Origin of the sequence: Amaricoccus sp. B4 (assembly GCF_043226085.1) — a bacterium.
Classification (GTDB): domain Bacteria; phylum Pseudomonadota; class Alphaproteobacteria; order Rhodobacterales; family Rhodobacteraceae; genus Amaricoccus.
This window is the reverse complement of sequence record NZ_CP171225.1, coordinates 1,610,124-1,629,135: the sequence shown is the minus strand read 5'-3', so window position 1 is coordinate 1,629,135 and position 19,012 is coordinate 1,610,124. Positions and strand designations below refer to the sequence as shown.

At 63.0% G+C, this 19,012-nt stretch carries 12 protein-coding genes; 5 read left to right on the top strand and 7 right to left on the bottom strand.

The features are described 5' to 3' along the window. Positions 1-7 precede the first annotated feature (7 nt). The 5 genes from ACF66B_RS07835 (at position 8) to ACF66B_RS07815 (ending at position 6,367) form a co-directional block, all read left to right on the top strand. Positions 8-3,973 (top strand): glycoside hydrolase/phage tail family protein, encoded by a 3,966-nt coding sequence (locus tag ACF66B_RS07835; RefSeq protein WP_111432012.1) that lies wholly within the window; start codon positions 8-10, stop codon positions 3,971-3,973. A gap of 9 nt (positions 3,974-3,982) precedes the next feature. Continuing rightward, positions 3,983-5,059 carry a DUF2793 domain-containing protein gene (locus ACF66B_RS07830; protein ID WP_111432013.1) on the top strand — a complete coding sequence of 359 codons (1,077 nt, stop codon included), beginning with the start codon at positions 3,983-3,985 and terminating at the stop codon, positions 5,057-5,059. A 20-nt stretch (positions 5,060-5,079) separates the two neighbouring features. Beyond that, on the top strand, positions 5,080-5,367 hold the full coding sequence (locus ACF66B_RS07825) for a DUF6127 family protein (RefSeq protein WP_036708271.1): 288 nt from the start codon (positions 5,080-5,082) through the stop codon (positions 5,365-5,367). 71 nt (positions 5,368-5,438) lie between these two features. Then, positions 5,439-6,113, top strand: coding sequence for a D-Ala-D-Ala carboxypeptidase family metallohydrolase (locus tag ACF66B_RS07820; protein ID WP_111432014.1), 675 nt, complete (start codon positions 5,439-5,441; stop codon positions 6,111-6,113). Beyond that, positions 6,110-6,367: a hypothetical protein gene (locus ACF66B_RS07815; protein ID WP_111432015.1), complete on the top strand. Its 258-nt coding sequence runs from the start codon at positions 6,110-6,112 to the stop codon at positions 6,365-6,367. The genes ACF66B_RS07820 and ACF66B_RS07815 overlap by 4 nt, the downstream gene beginning before the upstream one ends. Positions 6,368-6,830: 463 nt before the next feature. Here the strand turns inward: ACF66B_RS07815 and ACF66B_RS07810 are convergent, their stop codons facing one another. The 7 genes from ACF66B_RS07810 to ACF66B_RS07780 all read right to left on the bottom strand — a co-directional run bounded on the left by ACF66B_RS07810 (position 6,831) and on the right by ACF66B_RS07780 (position 18,950). Then, positions 6,831-9,806 (bottom strand): type I restriction endonuclease subunit R, encoded by a 2,976-nt coding sequence (locus ACF66B_RS07810; RefSeq protein WP_111432018.1) that lies wholly within the window; start codon positions 9,804-9,806, stop codon positions 6,831-6,833. After that, positions 9,793-11,871, bottom strand: coding sequence for an NADAR domain-containing protein (locus ACF66B_RS07805; protein ID WP_111432019.1), 2,079 nt, complete (start codon positions 11,869-11,871; stop codon positions 9,793-9,795). Before ACF66B_RS07805 ends, ACF66B_RS07810 begins: the two co-directional genes overlap by 14 nt. Further along, positions 11,871-12,902 (bottom strand): hypothetical protein, encoded by a 1,032-nt coding sequence (locus ACF66B_RS07800; protein WP_111432020.1) that lies wholly within the window; start codon positions 12,900-12,902, stop codon positions 11,871-11,873. The genes ACF66B_RS07805 and ACF66B_RS07800 overlap by 1 nt, the downstream gene beginning before the upstream one ends. A gap of 41 nt (positions 12,903-12,943) precedes the next feature. Beyond that, positions 12,944-14,740: a DUF262 domain-containing protein gene (locus ACF66B_RS07795; protein ID WP_111432021.1), complete on the bottom strand. Its 1,797-nt coding sequence runs from the start codon at positions 14,738-14,740 to the stop codon at positions 12,944-12,946. A gap of 2 nt (positions 14,741-14,742) precedes the next feature. Further along, positions 14,743-16,875 (bottom strand): class I SAM-dependent DNA methyltransferase, encoded by a 2,133-nt coding sequence (locus ACF66B_RS07790; protein ID WP_111432022.1) that lies wholly within the window; start codon positions 16,873-16,875, stop codon positions 14,743-14,745. A gap of 10 nt (positions 16,876-16,885) precedes the next feature. Next, entirely contained in the window at positions 16,886-17,083 is a 198-nt protein-coding gene (locus ACF66B_RS07785; protein WP_111432023.1) for a helix-turn-helix domain-containing protein, read from the bottom strand. A 535-nt stretch (positions 17,084-17,618) separates the two neighbouring features. Next, on the bottom strand, positions 17,619-18,950 hold the full coding sequence (locus ACF66B_RS07780) for a hypothetical protein (protein WP_111432024.1): 1,332 nt from the start codon (positions 18,948-18,950) through the stop codon (positions 17,619-17,621). Positions 18,951-19,012: the final 62 nt, after the last annotated feature.

Here is a 19,012-nt window from a genome sequence, read left to right as displayed (position 1 = left end):
CCCGGACATGGCCACCCTCGTTCTCGGCGCGGCCGGCGCTGCCATTGGCGGCAGCATCGGCGGCGCGATCCTCGGCGTCAGCGCCGCGACCATCGGCGGCTTCATCGGCTCCAGCATCGGCTCGGTCGTCGACAGCTGGATCATCTCGTCGCTGGCGCCGACGCAGCGCATCGAGGGCGCGCGGCTCGACACGCTGCGCATCACCTCGGCCACCGAGGGCGCGGTCATCCCGCGGCTCTACGGCCGGATGCGCATGGGCGGCAACATCATCTGGGCGACCGATTTCCGCGAGGAGATCAAGACCACCACGCAGGGCGGCGGCAAGGGCGGCGGGGGCGGCAAGGTCAAGACGACCGAGTACCTCTACTATGCCAGCTTCGCCGTGGCGCTCTGCGAGGGACCGATCACAGGCATCGGGCGCATCTGGGCGGACGGCAAGCCGATGGACCTCTCCGGCGTCACCTGGCGCTGGTATCCGGGCGACCAGGCGCAGACGGCGGACCCGTTCATCGCGGCGAAAATGGGCGCGGCCAAAACGCCTGCCTATCGCGGCACCGCCTATGTCGTCTTCGAGGAACTGGCGCTCTCGACCTACGGCAACCGCCTGCCGCAGCTGTCCTTCGAGGTGTTCCGCCCGCTCGCCGATCCCGACACCGCCGAGGGACTGACCCGCGCCGTCACCATGATCCCGGCCTCGGGCGAGTTTACCTACGCGACGCAGGCCATCCGCAAGACCGATGGCGGCGCGACGGTGCCCGAGAACCTGAACGCGCTGGCCGACTCCACCGACATGGTGGAGGCACTGGACCGGCTGCAGGCGATGGCGCCCGCGGTCGAGAGCGTCAGCCTCGTGGTCGCGTGGTTCGGCGACGATCTGCGGGCAGGCTCCTGCAAGGTCCGGCCGGGCGTCGAGGTGTCGGCCAAGTCGACCACGCCAGTCAGCTGGTCGGTCAATGGCGTGAGCCGCGCCAACGCCTTCCTCGTAAGCCGTGACGATCAGGATCGCCCGGTCTACGGCGGCACGCCGTCCGACTTCGCGGTGGCCCAGGCGATCCTGGAGATGAAGGCCCGCGGACTGCGCGTCACCTTCTATCCGTTCATTCTGATGGACGTGCCGCCCGGCAACACGCTGCCGAACCCCTACAGCGACAACGCCGCGGAGACGGGCCAGCCTGCCTTCCCGTGGCGGGGGCGGATCACCTGTTCTCCCGCGGCGGGATATGCGGGATCGGTCGACAAGACGGCGACGGCCGCCACGCAGGTGGCGGCGCTGTTCGGCGCGGCCACGCCCGCCAGCTTCAGCGTCTCGGGCGAGAGCGTCACCTGGACGGGGCCATCCGGCGACTGGGGCCTGCGCCGCATGGTGCTGCACTACGCCCACCTCTGCGCGGCAGCGGGCGGGGTCGACGCCTTCCTCATCGGCACCGAGATGCCGGGGCTGACGACGATCCGCTCGGGCGCCAGCATTTATCCGGCGGTGCAGGCCTATCGGGACCTCCTCGCCGATGTCCGCACGATCGTCGGGTCCGGGACGAAGATCGGCTATGCCGCCGACTGGTCGGAGTATTTCGGGCACCAGCCGGGCGACGGCAGCGGCGACGTGTTCTTCCACCTCGACCCGCTCTGGGCCGATCCGGAGATCGATTTCGTCGGGATCGACAACTACATGCCGCTGTCAGACTGGCGGGACGGGTTCGAGCATGCCGACGCGGCCGAGGGCTGGCCCGCGATCTACGACCGGGCCTATCTGCAGGGCAACATCGCGGGCGGAGAAGGCTTCGACTGGTTCTATGCCAGCGCGGCCGATCGGTCGGCGCAGGTGCGGACCCCGATCACCGATGGCGCGGCCAGCAAGCCGTGGGTCTTCCGCTACAAGGATCTGCGCGCCTGGTGGTCGAATGCGCATTACGACCGCCCGGGCGGGGTGGAGAGCGGCACGCCCACGGCGTGGGCGCCGCAATCGAAGCCGATCTGGTTCACCGAGCTGGGCTGCCCTGCCATCGACCGCGGCACCAACCAACCCAACGTCTTCTTCGACCCGAAGTCCTCGGAGAGCTTCACGCCGCATCTCTCGCGGGGCTGGCGCGATGACGCGATCCAGCGCGCCTATCTCGAGGCGACGTATCTCTGGTGGGGTGAGGCCGCGAACAACCCGGTGTCCTCGGTCTACGGCGGCCGGATGGTTCATGTGCCGGAATGCGCCGCCTGGACCTGGGACGCGCGGCCCTATCCGTTCTTCCCGGCACTGACCGACGTCTGGACGGACGGCGCGAACTGGCGGCTCGGGCATTGGCTGACGGGGCGGCTCGGGGCGGTGTCGCTGGCCGCACTGGTCCGCCATCTCTGCCAGCGGGCGGGGCTCCCCGAGGACCGCATTGACGTGACCGGCCTCTGGGGCGCGGTCGAGGGCTACGCCATCACCGCGCTGGAAAGTCCGCGCGCGTCCATCACCACGCTGTCGCGGCACTTCGGGTTCGACGCCTTGGAGACCGAGGGCGTGATCCGCTTCATCATGCGCGGCCGGGCCTCGGTCACCACCCTCGGGCCCGACGATCTTGTGGCCCCCCGCGAGGGCGACGTGCTGGAACTGACGCGCGGCCAAGAGACCGAGCTGCCGCAGGCGCTGAAATGGCAAGTCGCGCGTGCCGACGAGGATTACGACGCGGCCCTCGTCGAGGCGCGGCGCATCACGGTGGACACGACGCGCATCGCCTCCGAGTCCTTCCCGATGGCGGTGCCGCCTGAGGAGGCCGAGCGACGCTGCCGCCGTGCGTTGATGGAGGCGTGGGTGGGCCGCGAGACGGCGGCGTTCCGTCTGCCGCCCTCGCGGCTCGCGCTCGATCCGGCCGACGCGATCCGGCTCGCCCATGACGGGCGGCTGGTCGATCTGCGGCTCGTTTCCATCGCCGACGCCGAGGCGCGCGGCATCGAGGCGGTCCGCCAGGACCGCGCGACCTACGACCTGCCGCCCGGCGACCCCCGAGCGGCGTCACTGACGCGGGCCGTCGTGTTCGGCGCGCCGGATGCGGTGCTGATGGACCTGCCGCAACTGACCGAGGACCAGCCTGCGCATCGACCGCTGATCGCCGCGCACGCGGTTCCCTGGCCGGGCGAGATGGCGGTGTTCCGCAGTCCTTCGACGGACGGGTTCGAGTTACTGACCACGTTTGGCAGCCGCGCTCGGATCGGGATGCTGGTCTCGGATTTCTACGCAGGGCCCACGTCGCGCTTCGATCTCGGAAACGAGCTGGTGGTCGATTTGCTGACCGGCACCCTCGAAAGCGTCACGGATCTGACGCTGTTCGGTGGGGCCAGTGCGCTGGCCATCGAGAGCGCGCCCGGAGCTTGGGAGATCGTGCAGGCAGGCGCGGCCGAGTTGCTCGCGCCCGGCCGATACCGCCTGACCCGGCTCCTGCGTGGCCAGCGGGGTACCGAGGGCGCGATGGGCAACCCGGCGCCTGCAGGCACGCGGGTCGTCGTGCTGGACTCTGCGCTGGCGTCCCTGCCGATTGCCGAGGCTGATCTCGGATTGCCGTGGAACTGGCGCATCGGCCCGGCGAGCCGTCCGGTCAGCGACGAGACCTATGTTGCGCAGGCCTTCACGCCCGCAGGCATGGGGCTGCGGCCGTTCTCGGTCGCCCATGTCGAGCAGCCGTGGCGCAGGCCAGGCACGCCCGGGGATCTGACGATCCGCTGGACGCGCCGGTCGCGTGCACTCGCGGCCGACAGCTGGAGCGGGCTCGAGGTGCCGCTCGGAGAAGAGCTCGAAGCCTACGAGGTCGAGATCCTCGACGGCGCGAGCGTGAAACGTGTGCTGAGCGCATCCACGACCAGCGCCGTCTACACCGTCGCCCAGCAGACCGCCGATTGGGGCGCGCCGCTCGCCCCTGGCGACACGCTCGACATCCGCATCTTCCAGCTCTCCGCCCTCGTCGGGCGGGGCGCGCCGAAAACCGTCACCCTCACGTTCTGAGGCCATCCCATGTCCGACGCCACGACCCATCTCCTGTTGCCCTACATTCTTGCGGCGCAGGCCCAGAAGCATGTCACCCACAACGAGGCGCTGCGGATCCTCGACGGGCTCGTCCATCTCTCGGTTTTCGACCGGGACCTGACCGCGCCGCCCGGCTCTCCGGCCGATGGCGACCGCTACATCGTCGCGTCGGGCGCGACCGGTGACTGGACGGGCTGGGACCTGAACGTGGCGCTCTGGACGGACGGCGCATGGCTGCGTCTGCCGCCCCGGACCGGCTGGCGGGCTTGGGTCGAGGACGAGAGCCTGCTGCTGGTCTACGACGGCGCGGGCTGGATCGGGACGACACCGGCCGCGCTGCAGAACCTCACTCTGCTGGGGCTGGGGACGACGGCAGATGCGTCAAACCCGTTTTCAGCCAAGCTGAACGCCGCGCTCTGGACGGCGAGGACCGTCGCCGAAGGCGGCACCGGCGATCTGTTCTACACCATGAACAAGGAGGCTGCGGGCGACGATCTCGGCCTGACACTCCAGACCGGCTTCGTGACCAAGGCGCTGGTCGGGCTCTTCGGCTCCGACCGCTTCCGGCTCGCGGTATCGGCCGATGGCAGCACCTTCTTCGACGGGCTCAGCGTCGACAACGCGACCGGCATCGTCGATCAGCCCCGGCTGCCGCGCTTCAAGGCGTACACGAACTACGACAACTATGTCGGCGTCGGGACCTGGACGAAGATCGGCCTCAACAACACCGACTATAACGAACAGGGCGCCTTCGACGCTGCCAATAACTACTTCGTCGCCCCCGTCGACGGCACCTACCTCTTCGGCGCGACGCTGCTCTACAAAATCAACGCCAGCGCCACGGCCCGCATGCGCGGGCGGCTCGTGCTGAACGGCACGACCGAAATCCGCGGCTCGCTCGGCGAGATCTCCGCCACCCACGTCTCGCTCGCCACCGCGATCTGGCTGCAGACCATGGTGCCGCTGACTGCTGGCGATACCGTCGAACTGCAGGGGTATTTCCGGGTCGCGGACGGCTACTTCGCGGCCGACCACACGTCCTTCTGGGGCTGCAAGGTCGGCTGAGCGGCGGAAGGAGGATCCCGATGAACCCACCCCGATCCGAGGGCTTCGTCCGCATGCCCGACGCCGAGTTCGAGGCGATCCTGACCCGGGCGGCGGAGGAAGGCGCGAAGCGCGCGCTGGCCGATGTCGGTCTCGACGGCGACGAGGCCGCGCTCGACATCCGCGATCTGCGCTCCCTGGTGGACTGCATCCGGCTGGTGCGCCGCACCGCGATGCAGACCGCCGTCCGCATGATCACAACCGGCGTCATGCTGGCGCTGCTCGCCGGCATCGCCATCAAGCTCAAGATCTTCGGCGGCAGCCCGTAGCCGCCCACCATTCCATTCATCGGCCCGCAATGACCCGCCCTCGAGGCGGGTTTTTCGTTTTGGAGGACCCCATGACCACGACATTCCATCGCCATTGGCGTGACGTGCCGGAAAGCGCATGGCGCTGGCGGAATTTCAGCCCGGCAGAGATTGCCTGCCGGGGCACTGGCAAGCTGCTCATCAACGAACCCGCGCTCGACAAGCTGCAGGCGCTCCGCGACCGGCTGGGCAAGCCGCTGATCGTCCGCTCGGCCTATCGAAGCCCCGAGCACAACCGCGCCGTCGGCGGTGCCACGCGGTCGAAGCACCTCGACGGCGCGGCCTTCGACATCGCGATGGCGAACCACGACCCGGTGGTCTTCGAGGCGGCGGCGCGGGAGGTCGGGTTCCTCGGTTTCGGGTTCTACCCGCGCTCGGAGTTCATCCATGTCGATCTCGGGCCCGCGCGGCAGTGGGGCGAGCGGTTCCCGGTCCGGGCGACTGCATTTGCGGCCGAAACGCCGCCCGCGCGGGAAGTGCTGGCCGACAGCCGCACCATGAAGGGTGGTGGCGCGGCGGGCGTGGCGACACTTGGCGCGGCAGGGGTCGAGGTCGCGCAGAGCGTCCTGGCCGAGACCCAGACCGCCATCCTGCCGCTGGTGCCGTATCTCGACACGTTGCGCTGGGTGTTCATCGCCGTGGCGCTCGGCGGGATCGCGATCACGATCTACGCGCGGCTGGACGATTGGAAGCGGGGCCGCCGATGATTGGTGCGCTCCTCGCTGGGTTCGCCACCAACCCGTGGGCCCGGACGGCTCTCCGCTACGGCGCCATCGCGCTCACAGTGCTCCTGTTCCTGTTCGCACTCCGGCGCTCCGGTGAACGCACGGGCCGCCTCGCCGAACGTCTCGAAACATTGGAGGAAACCAATGATGTTCAACGCCGGATGCTGGATGCGGCGGCTCGCCGTCCTCGCGACCGCGACGAGCTTGCTGACCGGCTGCGCAACGGTCGCTTCTGAACCGCGCCTCGCAACCGTCTGCCCTCCCGTCATCGAGTACAGCCGTGAGTTCCAGGCGCGCGCGGCCGACGAGCTCAATCTACTGCCGGAGGCGTCGGCTATCGCCGAGATGATCGCCGATTACAGCGTTATGCGGGATCAGGCGCGTAGTTGTCGCAGCCGAAGCACTTAAACACGGCAATGGAAAAGCGCGAAAAAAATCGCCTTATCCTGTTGATAATAATGAATAAACGAGCGTTCTAGGCTTCGTACCTACTGCGCTGGAGGAGCCGGTCAATGCCCCCCAAGTATCCAAACATAACAGTCCAGCTGACAGGACACGACAGCAATGCCTTTATGATCCTCGGCTTGTGCCGACGGGCCGCAAAAGAAGGGGGCCTCTCGCAGCAAGAGATCGATGCGTTCTACCAAGAGGCTACAAGCGGGGATCATGACCATCTGATCCAAACCGCCATGCGCTGGTTCAGCTGCGAGTAGCAGCCGAACCGGCCTGCGCCGCCTTGTCAGCATAGGTCGCCGCGAAAATCGTCTCCGAAAGCCATTTCTTGAACGATGGATTGTCGCTGAACTGTTTGAACAGCTCGGTATGGTCAGATAGCAGCTCGATGACTGCGCGCTCCAGTGCCTTGTCATGCTCGATGCGGGCGTTCTGCTTGTCCGAATTCTGCATGGCATTCTGATAGGCTTTGTCGGCCGCGACCTTCGTGGGCAACTCCTCAGCTATCACCTTCCCGATCTTGTCGGCGTCCTTCCAGTCGATGTTGCCGAACATCTCGTTGAACGTCTTGAGGATGTTGCTGAGCAGGTCCAGTTCCGGCTCAGGCTTGCGACCGCCTCCGCCCAACGGCACAGGGCCGATTTCCGCGTCGGCATCGGGAAGCGCAATCGCCATCGTCGCCTGCGCCTCGACCCTGTAGCTGTCCATGTCGATGGCCTCCAGAATGCCCTTCGACAGGTCCTGCTCCTCCGGAGCAGGCAGTTTCGGCGTCAGGAAGTTCAGGAAAATCGAGAGCTTCTCCCACTCCGCGTTCGTATAGGGCAGGATGGCCGCGAGAAATCCGTAGGTGCGCGTGAATGCCTTCGCCTTGCCTTTAAAGTCGACCTGGCCATCTTCATCGAGATCGGCTTTGTAGACCGCGACGCACGCATCGAGGATCGGGTCGAGCTTGTCGCGGTCGGCGCCACCGAGATACAGCGCCACGAGGTCCTCCACCTGCTCCCAGGAATAGACCTGATAGCCATCGAGCCGCGCTTTCAGGTCGTGCAGCTTGTTCGGATCGGTCTCTTCGCTCAGGATCGTCGTGCGGTAATAGTCCTCGAACGACGCCTTGATGCCATCCACATCGTTCATGAAATCCAGCACGAAGGTGTCGTGCTTCTGCGGATGTGCCCGGTTCAGGCGTGACAACGTCTGGACGGCCTTGATGCCCGACAGCGTTTTATCCACGTACATCGTGTGCAGCAGCGGCTCATCGTAACCAGTCTGGAACTTGTCGGCGACGATGAGAAACCGGTACGGGTCCTTCTGGATCAACTCCTCGATCTTGTTACTGGGAAAGCCATTGAGCGACGCCTCGGTGACCTTTTGGCCGCCATATTCGTGCTCGCCCGAGAAGGCGACGATGGCCTCGTACGGGCTCTTGCGCTCCTTCAGATACTCCCCGAAGGCGTGAAAATACTGGATTGCGCGGTGAATTCCGCTCGTCACCACCATGGCGCGCGCTGCTCCGCCGATTTTGCGATGGGCCATAACCTGGTCGTGGAAGTGGTCGACCATGATCTCAGCTTTCTTGCGGATGGCATGGTCATGGGATTCGACATAGCGGCGGAGCTTCTTTTGCGCCCGCTTGGCGTCGAACTGCGGGTCGTCCTCCACCGTCTTCATGAGCCGGTAATAGCTCTCGACCGGCGTGTAGTGCTTCAGCACGTCGAGGATGAAGCCCTCTTCGATGGCCTGCTTCATCGAATAATTGTGGAAAGGGACGTGCCTGACTTTCCCGCCCTCGGGGACCGCCGTGCCGAAAATCTCCAGCGTCTTGTTCTTGGGCGTGGCGGTGAAGGCGAAATAGCTCGCGTTCGGCAGAACCTTCCGCGCCTCCATCAAGCGGTTGATGGTGTCCTCGACGGTTTCGTCTTCCTCCTCGGCACCATTCGCGGCAAGCGCGATGTTCATCTTTGCCGAGGTCCGGCCGCCTTGGCTGGAATGCGCCTCGTCGATGATGATGGCGAAGGTTCGCCCGCGATGGCTGTCCCCGATTTCGTCCAGGATGAACGGGAACTTCTGCACCGTGGTGATGATGATCTTCTTGCCCTGCTGCAGGAACGTCCGAAGCTGCTGCGAACCTTCCGTGACCGCTCCGACGATGGAAGATACCTGTGCGAACTGCTTGATCGTGTCGCGAATCTGTTTGTCGAGATTGCGCCTGTCGGTGACAACGATGACGGTGTCGAAGGTCGGCTTGCCACCAGTCGCCAGCCCGATCAGCTGGTGGCCGAGCCAGGCAATCGAGTTGCTCTTGCCCGAACCTGCCGAGTGCTGGATCAGGTACCGCCGCCCGGCGCCGGAGGCCTCGGCGTCAGCCAGCAGCTTGCGCACCACGTCGAGCTGGTGAAAGCGCGGGAAAATCTGCTTCGGCGGCTTCTTCTTTCCGCGCTCGTCCGTTTCCTCGACCACCTGCGCATAGTTTTCCAGGATGTCGGTGAGGTTGCGCTTGGTCAGGACCTGCTTCCAAAGGTAATCCGTCTTCAAGCCATGCGGGTTCGGTGGGTTGCCCGCGCCGTCATTCCAGCCCTTGTTGAAGGGCAGGAACCACGATGCCTTGCCTTTCAGGTGGCTGCACATCCGCACCTCGTGGTCGTCCACGGCGAAATGGACGACGCAGCGGCCGAATTGGAACAGCAGCTCCTTCGGGTCGCGGTCGCGCTTGTACTGCTCGATCGCGTCCTCGACCGTCTGCTTGGTCAGGCTGTTCTTCAATTCGAAGGTGGCGACGGGCAGGCCGTTGATGAACAGCGCCGCGTCGAGCGACAGCTTGGTCGCATCCTTGGAATAGTGCAGCTGCCGGGTGACGCTGAAGACGTTGGCGGCGAACAGCTCTTCGGCCTTGGCGTTGCCGGGGGTCGGCGTCCCGAAGAACAGCTCGACCGATCCGGGGCCGTGTTTCACGCCGTTGCGCAGCACGTCGATGACACCGCGCTTGGCGATCTCGCCTTGCAGCCGGTGCAGAAATTGAAGCCGCTTTGGCCCGTCTTCGCCGATGCCGAGGGCTTCGACAGCCTCGGGCTGCGTGGCGTTCAGGAAGGCGAACAGTTTCGCCAGGTCGATGGCGTGGTCCCGGTCAAAATCCTTCGAGTTGCCAGCGACGTAACCCGCCTCGTCGATTAGCGAGCGGACGATGAGGGCTTCGAGGCCTTTTTCGCTGGTGTCAGTCGTCGGCATCGGCCCCCTCCATCACCTCGGCGTCGTCGGCCTCCAGTTCCTCCTCCAGTGCATCATCCTCGTCGGAAATTTGATCGTCCGCAGGCGCCGCGATCTCGACATGGCGCACGTCCAGCCTGCCGGTGACAACATCGGCGATCAGGCGTTCGCGGTACTCCAGAATACGGTCGGTCTCTGACCGAAGTCTCCGTCGAACCGAGGCCTCTAGTTCCACCAGACGCTTGACCCGTTCTTGCTCTTCAAGCGGAGGGATCGTGATTTTCTCTTTGCGCAAAGACCTTACATTGAGAGGCCGGTTCCGGCCGGCGGCCCCACGAGAATGCAAATCCAGCAACAAGCCACCGTAGTCGGATCGGAAGAACGCCAGTAGATACGCAGTATCGACCATCCCCGTTGTTCCTCTGAGGATGGGATAACGATGCGAGGCGATACAGCCGTGTGCGTCATCGTCTGCCAGTGCAACAGCACCCTCCCAGGCAAACTGCCCGCTAACAATTAGGTCGCCTGCTTCGATCCAAAAGAAATCCGAATCTCCGAGTTCGTCTCCCGGCGTTTCTGGCTTCTTGAATAGGCCCCGCCCTCGATTGTAGAGGCCCACTGGAGTGAAGCTCTCGGCCTCAGTGCGTCGAACGGGTCTGCTGACGAGTGTGGTTGCCACCTCAAGCCTCGCCTCATACGCGTCCGACGACGTCATGGCGTCGTGAGTAGCCAGTTTAAGGCGCTCCGATGCAAGTTCAGCAATTCGCCGTTTGCTGCGGATTAAGCGGCGTACTTGAGCGTCCTTGGCTCGCAGGAATGCTATTATGCGCGTCTGTTCATCGCGCGGCGGGCAAGGAAGCGCGATGTCGAGGAACTCGTCGGGATAGAGCCGCAGCCGCGATGCTCGAATGCCGGTTGAGCGGCAGATGTACTCCCACCGCAGCATCGGTGTGCGCAGGAGGTAGTCGACGTACTCGGGCAGAAAATCGTCCGAGTTCAGCGGTCGATAGACGCCGTAGGCCGGACTGACGATCCCCACGTTCTTCGAGACACCAAGCGCCGACATCCACGCCCACATCGTGTTGATGACGACATCATTGGGCCGTGCGACCTTGTGCCCGACGTAGGACTCGGCCTTGAACATCGTCACGTTTTTCTGGCTTCGCGGTGTCACGCCGGTGGTGTGGGAGACCGAGAGCAGCTCCTCCTCGCTAGTTTGCGAACGCTCGTCGATCTCACGGAAGAAGTACTTCGCGCGCTTCTCCGACCAGTGCGCTGGGATTTCGCCCAGCCAATGCACTTTTGCCGCTTTGTAGGCGGGGTAGCGGCCGGGCTCGGCGGCCGCTTGGTCGGACGCGGTGGATTGACGGGACTCTGTGGCTCGTTCACTGGAAATCATTGGCTGCTCAAATAGGGATGGCTGGGGGTCAATTCGCGGTGTCGCAGCGGTATCGGCCTGCGACGGCCGCCGAGGGGTCCAGCCGGGGATCTCGGCATTCGGCGCGGCCTGGACCGCTTCGATGGGCTGACCGAACAGCAGGAACTCGGAGATCGCCAGCGGCTCGATGAACCGGAGGCTCTCCGCCTCGTCACCCTTCAGCTGCTCGCGCAACTCCATCAGCAGCCTCCCGAGCACATTCATGCCGACGAGTGTGCCGTCCGGCTGTTCGGTGGCGCCCCAGAAATCCTTGCGGCGCACCTTCTTCTCGACGATGGGTCGATCCCCGGTGGACAGGAGGAGCCGTCCGAAGCTGGCCCAGTTCTGGGCCAGCTTCACGCGCAGGCACCAGCGCATGATCTTGACCCGTACGCCATCCCAATCCGGTCGGGACGCCCGATGGTAGGGTTTGCTGCGCATCTTGGCTGTCATCGGGCTCCGCTCCCCGATGATCATGCGCTGCACCTCCGGCATGTGGGGGAACCGGCAGGACTGGTAGAGCGCTTCCGACGTCCGGATCCGGACACCGTTCACGACAAGCGGGAAGCCAGGCGCCATGTTCGACAGCCCGCCAAAGCGCTCGTTCGTCTTCAGGAAGACAGCGCTTTCGGTGGGGACATATGTGCGAACTTGGCTGGGCTGGGACATTAGAAGTCTTCCTGCGCCAGCATGGCCATGAACCTGCGCATTGAGGTGTCGCTGTTCGTAGTGCGGGGGAACAAGGGGACCCAAGGATCGCCTGCCCAAAGCGCGAGGGGCGCGTTGTTCGGACAGTTCCGGAAGGTGACGATCAACGAGCCGAAGCCCAGCGTGTCGAGGATCATGTTCCCCAGCGGTCGCTGATATTGGTTCAGGTGCGGGCACATCTGCCGGATCCGCACGCCCGCCTTCAGGAACTCCGTTTCCAGAAGCTGGCGACCGGCATCGCTGGAGAAGATGCCGCTACCGCCGACATGACCAGCAGTGCGCAAATGGGGTGGGAAGCGCATAGCCGCGACATACGCCTTCACGTCCTCATCGTCCGGGATGGCGACCGGTCGCAGAACATCAGATGTTGTGGTGTGCGCCTTGCGGTCCTCAAGCTCGACCGACCGCCACCAATGGACATCAATTGATTTGCCGGAAGCCTTTATGGCCTGTCCCACTCGGTTGCGATTGAAGTAGGAGCTTTGGTGCGTGGCGATGACGATAACGTGGATCGTCGCTTTTTTCGGGGCATGCGTCTCGATCCAGCCGGCGAGATCGCTGCTTACGCGTCCTCCAGAGAATATCGCATCGTCGAGATAAATGAACGTGTCCGGATTAGCGCCGCAGTCCTCGATCTTGAAGCCACACTTATTTTCCAGGAGAACGCTGAAAAGCGCCAACATTTCTTTCTGACTTGCACCGCCGCCTTGAATATCGAGGAACTTGACGCTCCTCCAGAACGCGCACGGATCTTCGCCCACCAGTTCTTCGGTCTTGAACAGCCCTGCTAGGAACTTTCTTGTATTCGTGCGGGAAAAGTATGTCTGCTTCAGAACGTGGTCCATCTCGCGCAGAATCGGCAGCCGCACTGCGCCGTCGAACTGGCCAATCCAACGCTCAATACGCTCGGGGGTCGGTGCCTCCCCATCGGCCTCACGATAGTCGACTGTTGTCGCTGCGATCGACGCGAGAAGTTCGTCCAGTTCAGCCATTTCTCGCCCTTCCACTTGCGCAGCGTTTCTCCGACGGCATTTTACAGCCCCTCGAAGTAGGTCTTGATCTTCTGGGCCATCAGCTTGCGGCGCTGTTCCAGGAAGTCATCAAAGGATGGGATCTCTCCGTCCAGCATGCACTCCGGCAAGCAGCTCATCCGAAGATTGGCCCGCATCTCCTCAATCGTCGTGATGCCACCATACTTCTTGGCGCCGCCGTTGCACTGGTCCGCTAGCTCAGCGAAGTAAGTCTTCGGGTCGCGGTCACCGATGCCAATGTTGATCTCGCTCTGGGCCAGGACGAAGTTGGCGATCTGGTTGTAGCGGCCGCGTGTGAGACCTTGGCCCTTGAGGTGATTGCGCGGATAGACGTGATGCACGTCGCTCCGGTTCAACAGCAGGTCACGCACGGTGATGTCTCGAGACAAGAACCCGAGGTCGCCGAGCTTCACCTGCGCTGCCCGATAGACGAGGAAATAGGGGCTCGAGGCGGACGATGTGTCCATCTCCTGCGGCAGCAGAGTGTTCCAGAAGCTTTCGGGCAGCTCCGCGTCGATCACCGCATCGGTGTATGTGGCCAGGCCGCGGGACTCGATCTGACGGATATCGAAATCGAAGGCCGTTTCGGGGCTGCCCGAATAACGCCCGCGCAGTAGCGACATGACGTACCAGCGCCGGACGAGACGCTCGATGTCGGCGGCCGGCATGCCTTCGGCGCGGCCACGAAGGTAGAGGATGTACGCAAAGTTGATGGCGTTCTGGCTGCGGATCAGGCCGGAGGTGACGAACCCGGCCGAGCGCAGGATCATCGTGAGCCTGTCAAAGTGGGTCTTGTTGATGAAGTTTAGGACACCGGCCTTCAGCTTGTCGAAGGCCTCCTCGGCGACCGCTTCCTCGTACTGCTTCGTCTCGAAGTTACGTCCCGACAGCAGGGCGACCAAATCCTGCAGCTTGCCCCTGCGGAACTCCGACGTGAACGCCACGCGCAGCATGTCGGTGTAGGACGGGTCGTAGAGGTCGTCGTTCACGTCCTTTAGCCAACGCATCTTCGGCAGGAACTCGGAAGCGGCGAATGCCTTGTCGCCCTTCTCGATGCGAGGCAGGAATTCGGGCGCGATGGCGAGGTGGCAGAAATAGTCGATCGCCTTGCGCAGCATGTTGCCGCCATAGGTGTCGTTCGCCGCGATTTTCGACATGGCGAAATCCGCCTGGCTGAGCGATGCCCCGGCCGAATTCACCCGGATGAAGATCTCGGTGACCGTCTCGATGTCGAGATCTTCGGCCAGCTCGATGATGCCGACCTGATTGTTGATGATCTTGCGGACCTTCTCCAGCACTAATGAAATCTGGTCCTGATCAACGTCCGGATTGCGCGCTGTATATTCGCGCGTAAGCTTGGTCAGGCTGGCGTCAGGCGCGAAGACCGTTGCCAGGTCGGGGATCCACGAGGCGTCCTTCTGGATGGCCGGGTTCGAAACCTCGAAGCGCTCCTCGACCGGGTGGAACGCGATCCGAATGCGTACGGTCTCGTAATCCTTGGTCAGCACCTCCTGGCCGAGCAACGCGGCCATAAGCGCGGTGACGCGCTGTTGCCCGTCGATCAAGATGCGCTTACCCGAGGATGTGGAACCGTCTTTAAGCCTGACCGACGGGTTCCGCCAGGCGATCAGATAGCCAACTGGGTAGCCCTGATAGAGCGAGTCCAGAAGGTTGCGGACCTTGGTCGCATCCCAGACGAAAGGGCGCTGGATTTCGGGTATCGCGATCTCGCCGGACTTCACCCAGGTGAGAAGGGTTTCGATCGGATGGGGGGTGACGGAGTAGCGTTGGGTGGCCATGCTCAGCGGCCTCCCGTTAGCACGTCTTCAAGAAGGCCTTCGGTTTCCTGCTCAAGCGCCCGGATGTCGGCTTCGATCTCCTGAAGTGTCCGCAGCGGCTGTGGCTTGTAGAAGTGCCGCGTGAAAGAGATTTCATAGCCGATAACCGTCTTGGACGGATCGATCCAGGCGTCGGCCGCATGAGGCAGAACCTCGCGACGGAAGAACGCCTCGATACCGCCGTCTTCTAAAAACGGCACCTGTTCGGTATCCCTCAACTCCGTGTCCGGCTCGAATTCGACGATCGCTGGTTTGCCACCGACGGTCCGATGGTAGTTGCCGTACAGCGCATCAGATTCAGCATCGGCGCCCGGCTTGATCTTGGACGCCTTCTTGATGACCGGTTCCGCCCCGGGATCCTTGATGCCCAACCCTGCCATCAGGAGCTTCTGGCGCTTGGCCGTCATACGGACGCCGCGCTTGCCCGCCACAGCTTCGGCTTCTTCAAGGAAGCGGTTGAAATCGAGATGGGGGCCTTCGCCAAGCCGCTCGGCCACCGCTTCCACAACGCCAATGAGGGGCTCTTCAGCAGCCTCCGCGCACGTCTTCGCGAAGCGACGTTGCGCGCTCGCGGTTAGTTCGACCTTCAAGCGCAAGGGCCGCTCGACCGTCACCTTCCAGTAACCGAACGCCGCGTTGGAGAAGATCTTCGACTGCTCGCTTTCCTCGCTGTTGAGGAAGCTGTCGCAGATGCGCTTGATGTCATCCGGCCCGAGAATGCAGTTCTTCTTGCCGAGGTTTTTCCGCAGAGGTTTCAACCACGCCGTCGCGTCAATCAGCTGGACCTTGCCCTTGCGGGCCTCTGCCTTGCGATTGCTGAGCACCCAAATGTAAGTCGCGATACCGGTGTTGTAGAAGATGTTCAGCGGCAGCGCGATGATGGCCTCAAGCCAATCATTCTCGATGACCCAGCGCCGCACATTGCTCTCACCCGATCCCGCATCGCCCGTGAACAGAGATGAGCCATTGTGGACCTCGGCGATCCGGCTGCCGACCTTGGTGGCCTTCTTCATCTTGCTCAGCATGTTGGCTAGAAACACCATCTGGCCATCGCTCGAGCGCGTGATCAGGCTGTACTCGGGATCGCCATCGTGCTCGATCACGAAGCGGGGGTCGGTGATGTCCTTCTTGCCGCCGAGCCGGTCCAGATCGGATTTCCAGCTCTTGCCGTAGGGAGGGTTCGAAAGCATGAAATCGAACTCACTCGATGGGAATGCATCGCTGGAGAGCGTCGAGCCATACTTCATGTTCTCGGCTTCGGCCCCTTCACCCTTTAGGATGAGGTCCGCCTTGCTGATGGCGAATGTCTCGGGATTGACCTCCTGCCCGTAGAGGTGGACCGACACCTCTTTCCCGTGGTCGGTCGCCAACTTGATCAGCGTCTCTTCCGCGACCGTCAGCATGCCTCCCGTGCCGCAGGCACCATCGTAGACGAGATAGGTGCCGGACTGAATTTCATCCGCGATCGGCATGAAGATCAGGTACGCCATGAGCTCGACCACGTCGCGAGGCGTGAAGTGTTCTCCGGCCTCCTCGTTGTTCTCCTCGTTAAACCGCCTGATCAGTTCCTCGAAAATTGTTCCCATGGAGTGATTGTCGAGACCCGGCAGACGCACACTGCCGTCCTGGTGCAGCACAGGCTTGGGGCTGAGATTGACCGACGGGTCGAGGAACTTCTCGATCAGGAAACCGAGCGCGTCCGCTTCGACGAGCGTCGGGATCTGATTGCGGAACTTGAACTTGTCGAGTACCTCCTGGACGTTCGGGGAGAACCCGTCGAGGTAGGCCTCGAAGTCTGACTTCAGCTGCTGGCGGCGCGCGCGCGAGGTAAGGTCGCGAAGCCGAAATTGGGATGTGTTGTAGAATGCCTCGCCGGACGCCTGACACAGAGCTGCGTGCTGATTAGCGACTCCTGCCTTGTCCAGCTGCACCTTCATGGCCAAGACCGCATCCTTGGTCGGTTCAAGCACGGCATCTAGCCGACGAATGACCGTCATTGGCAGGATGACGTCCCGGTATTTGCCGCGAACATAGACATCGCGCAGAACATCGTCGGCGATGTTCCAGATAAAATTGCTGATGTTCAGATCGCTCACTCGGGCCCCCTCACGGTTTGGTCTGTACAGCTTTCTTCTGCAGATCGATCCAGCTATCGAGGTCCGATCTCTTGAAGCGCCATGCGCCGGCCACCTTGAACCCCGGCAGGTCGCCACGCTTGGCGAGCCGGTAGACCGTCTTCTCGTCGACGTTCAGGTAGCCAGCCACATCCCGGACGGTCATGGCCTGGTCCGGCGAATCCGCCATCGTCGAGCCCTCGCTGTTTTCTAGACCATAGCAGGGGAAACCAGGGCAAACTAGTCCATACTGGGCAAGGGCAGGTGAAGGCATCCCTGACGGCTATGTTCGGGGACTACAAGTAGTGGCCCATAGCGGCCGGACCTCGGCTGGGGCATTAGCGCGGCAGCATGAGCGAAGAGCAGAGCAAAGCCGATCTGCGCGCCAGTTCGCTCAGACACCAACCGAATGCGAAGCGCTCCGCCGAGCGAGTTTGTGGAAGAGTCCTCTCCCTCCGCCAACATCCCGACACAACCCGTTCTCCGCCTGTTCACATGGCCGAAATTTCTCGTTAATTTCAAGGGTTGTAGCCGGGAGGCTCTTCACCTTCGCGGCCCCTGAGCAGCTATGAAGCCGGTCTCTCCGCGCCAATACTCTCCGAACCTCTTCACCTCGGGGTCCAAGGTGAAGAGGTTCAAGTCGCTGAATTGTCTTCATCTTTTTCGCACCGTTTTCCGGCCAGTTGGCGCAACCTGTTGGGTTCCGAGCTAACCCCGCATCTAACTCAGGAAAAAGATTCCAAGGCAGCTTGCGCTCTGCCGCACGTCTGCCACAAATGTGGCTCGATATCGAGCAATACGCCCAGATGAAACGCAAGTGTTTCGGCGTCTCCAGGGGTTATGTCATCGAACGCCAACTCAGTAACCCACTCGCCAACAAATGTGGACCAGGCGTTCAGCTCTTCAAACGCGGCAGCGGCGATCATCAAGATGCGAAGCTCGTTCACAGGTGAAAGGACGGCTCTGGATCGTCGCCGAATAACCCGCGCTAGTATTCGTACCTCTCGGGCGAGTTCGCCACTTCTCGCGGCCGACGCTGCGGTGGCCAGCCCGGAGAGCATGGCGAATGCGTCCGCGTCTCCTTCTCCTGCCCTGATAAGGTACTGAGCTTCCCGGATGGTCTTGGCGGCAAGCGCGACCGACTCCAGGCTAATACTAAAGAGGGGCGTGAAATTTACGAGAGCAATAAAGGACCTAAAGTCGCCGTCGGCGTTCTCCAGATCCTTCCGGATTAGCTCTTCGATCTCAGACGGTGGTGCCCTGTACACCGCACACGCGCCTTCAAGCGGGCCCGGCAAGAACGCGAAAGGAACCGCCATCCGCCTCTTTAGGCTATCCGGCGAATCTCCTACGACCAGCTCGAGAAGTTCGCCGGGCTTGATGCTCTCGAGGTCAGCTTCCACCGCCCCTACCACGCGTCCGACGAGTTCGTTGTGCAGTCGCCCCGGCCCAATGAAGTCTGGTAGCCAACGCGGCTCCCGCCGTAAGTCAATCAGCGTCTGTTCGTAAAAATACGGCCCTCGGCCGAGGTTCGAGAACTCCTCGGCGATCGACAAGTCGACGCCGCCCTCGACAATATTCTGCTCAATCAGGGACGCTTGGGCAATGGCTGCCATCCGACGCCAGAACGGTGGCCGAGACCTCAGGATGCCCGCACGCGCGATCGTGCCGTCGACAAAGGCCACAAGACTGGACAAGAGCTGCATGCGCCCTTGCTCTGCATTCGGGTCGTCATCCCGAAGCTGCCGGGCGATGCCCGTGAGGCTGCCGGCAAGGCCGGGGCAGGTCGACAACAATCTGATCCCTAGTTCAAATCCTCCCACCTGTGAGACCCGATCACCGCTCTCGGCGAGTCGGGCAAAGACGTCCTCAAGAGTTTGAGGCGGATAGTCGGACAGGTCTATCTGCTGTTGAACATGAGGATGAGAAGCCATCAGGAGAGCGAATTTGAGCCCGAGGGGCTGATCCCAGGAAAGCAGATCCTCTATATGCCTTCTTGCTCCCCCGGATAAGTAGTCGGAGAGCGACAACTCATCTTCGAGCGAACTGTCCGCCATCAGCGCTCCTGGGACATCTGAGTTGGCTTTGTAACGGAGGGTTTCAGGCTCATCGAAGCCAC

Excerpts from the sequence above, each read along its gene's own strand:
- ACF66B_RS07835 (WP_111432012.1), top strand. The coding sequence starts at position 8 with ATGGCCACCCTCGTTCTCGGCGCGGCCGGCGCTGCCATTGGCGGCAGC.
- ACF66B_RS07830 (WP_111432013.1), top strand. The coding sequence starts at position 3,983 with ATGTCCGACGCCACGACCCATCTCCTGTTGCCCTACATTCTTGCGGCG.
- ACF66B_RS07825 (WP_036708271.1), top strand. The coding sequence starts at position 5,080 with ATGAACCCACCCCGATCCGAGGGCTTCGTCCGCATGCCCGACGCCGAG.
- ACF66B_RS07820 (WP_111432014.1), top strand. The coding sequence starts at position 5,439 with ATGACCACGACATTCCATCGCCATTGGCGTGACGTGCCGGAAAGCGCA.
- ACF66B_RS07815 (WP_111432015.1), top strand. The coding sequence starts at position 6,110 with ATGATTGGTGCGCTCCTCGCTGGGTTCGCCACCAACCCGTGGGCCCGG.
- ACF66B_RS07810 (WP_111432018.1), bottom strand. The coding sequence starts at position 9,806 with ATGCCGACGACTGACACCAGCGAAAAAGGCCTCGAAGCCCTCATCGTC.
- ACF66B_RS07805 (WP_111432019.1), bottom strand. The coding sequence starts at position 11,871 with ATGTCCCAGCCCAGCCAAGTTCGCACATATGTCCCCACCGAAAGCGCT.
- ACF66B_RS07800 (WP_111432020.1), bottom strand. The coding sequence starts at position 12,902 with ATGGCTGAACTGGACGAACTTCTCGCGTCGATCGCAGCGACAACAGTC.
- ACF66B_RS07795 (WP_111432021.1), bottom strand. The coding sequence starts at position 14,740 with ATGGCCACCCAACGCTACTCCGTCACCCCCCATCCGATCGAAACCCTT.
- ACF66B_RS07785 (WP_111432023.1), bottom strand. The coding sequence starts at position 17,083 with ATGGCGGATTCGCCGGACCAGGCCATGACCGTCCGGGATGTGGCTGGC.
- ACF66B_RS07780 (WP_111432024.1), bottom strand. The coding sequence starts at position 18,950 with ATGGCGGACAGTTCGCTCGAAGATGAGTTGTCGCTCTCCGACTACTTA.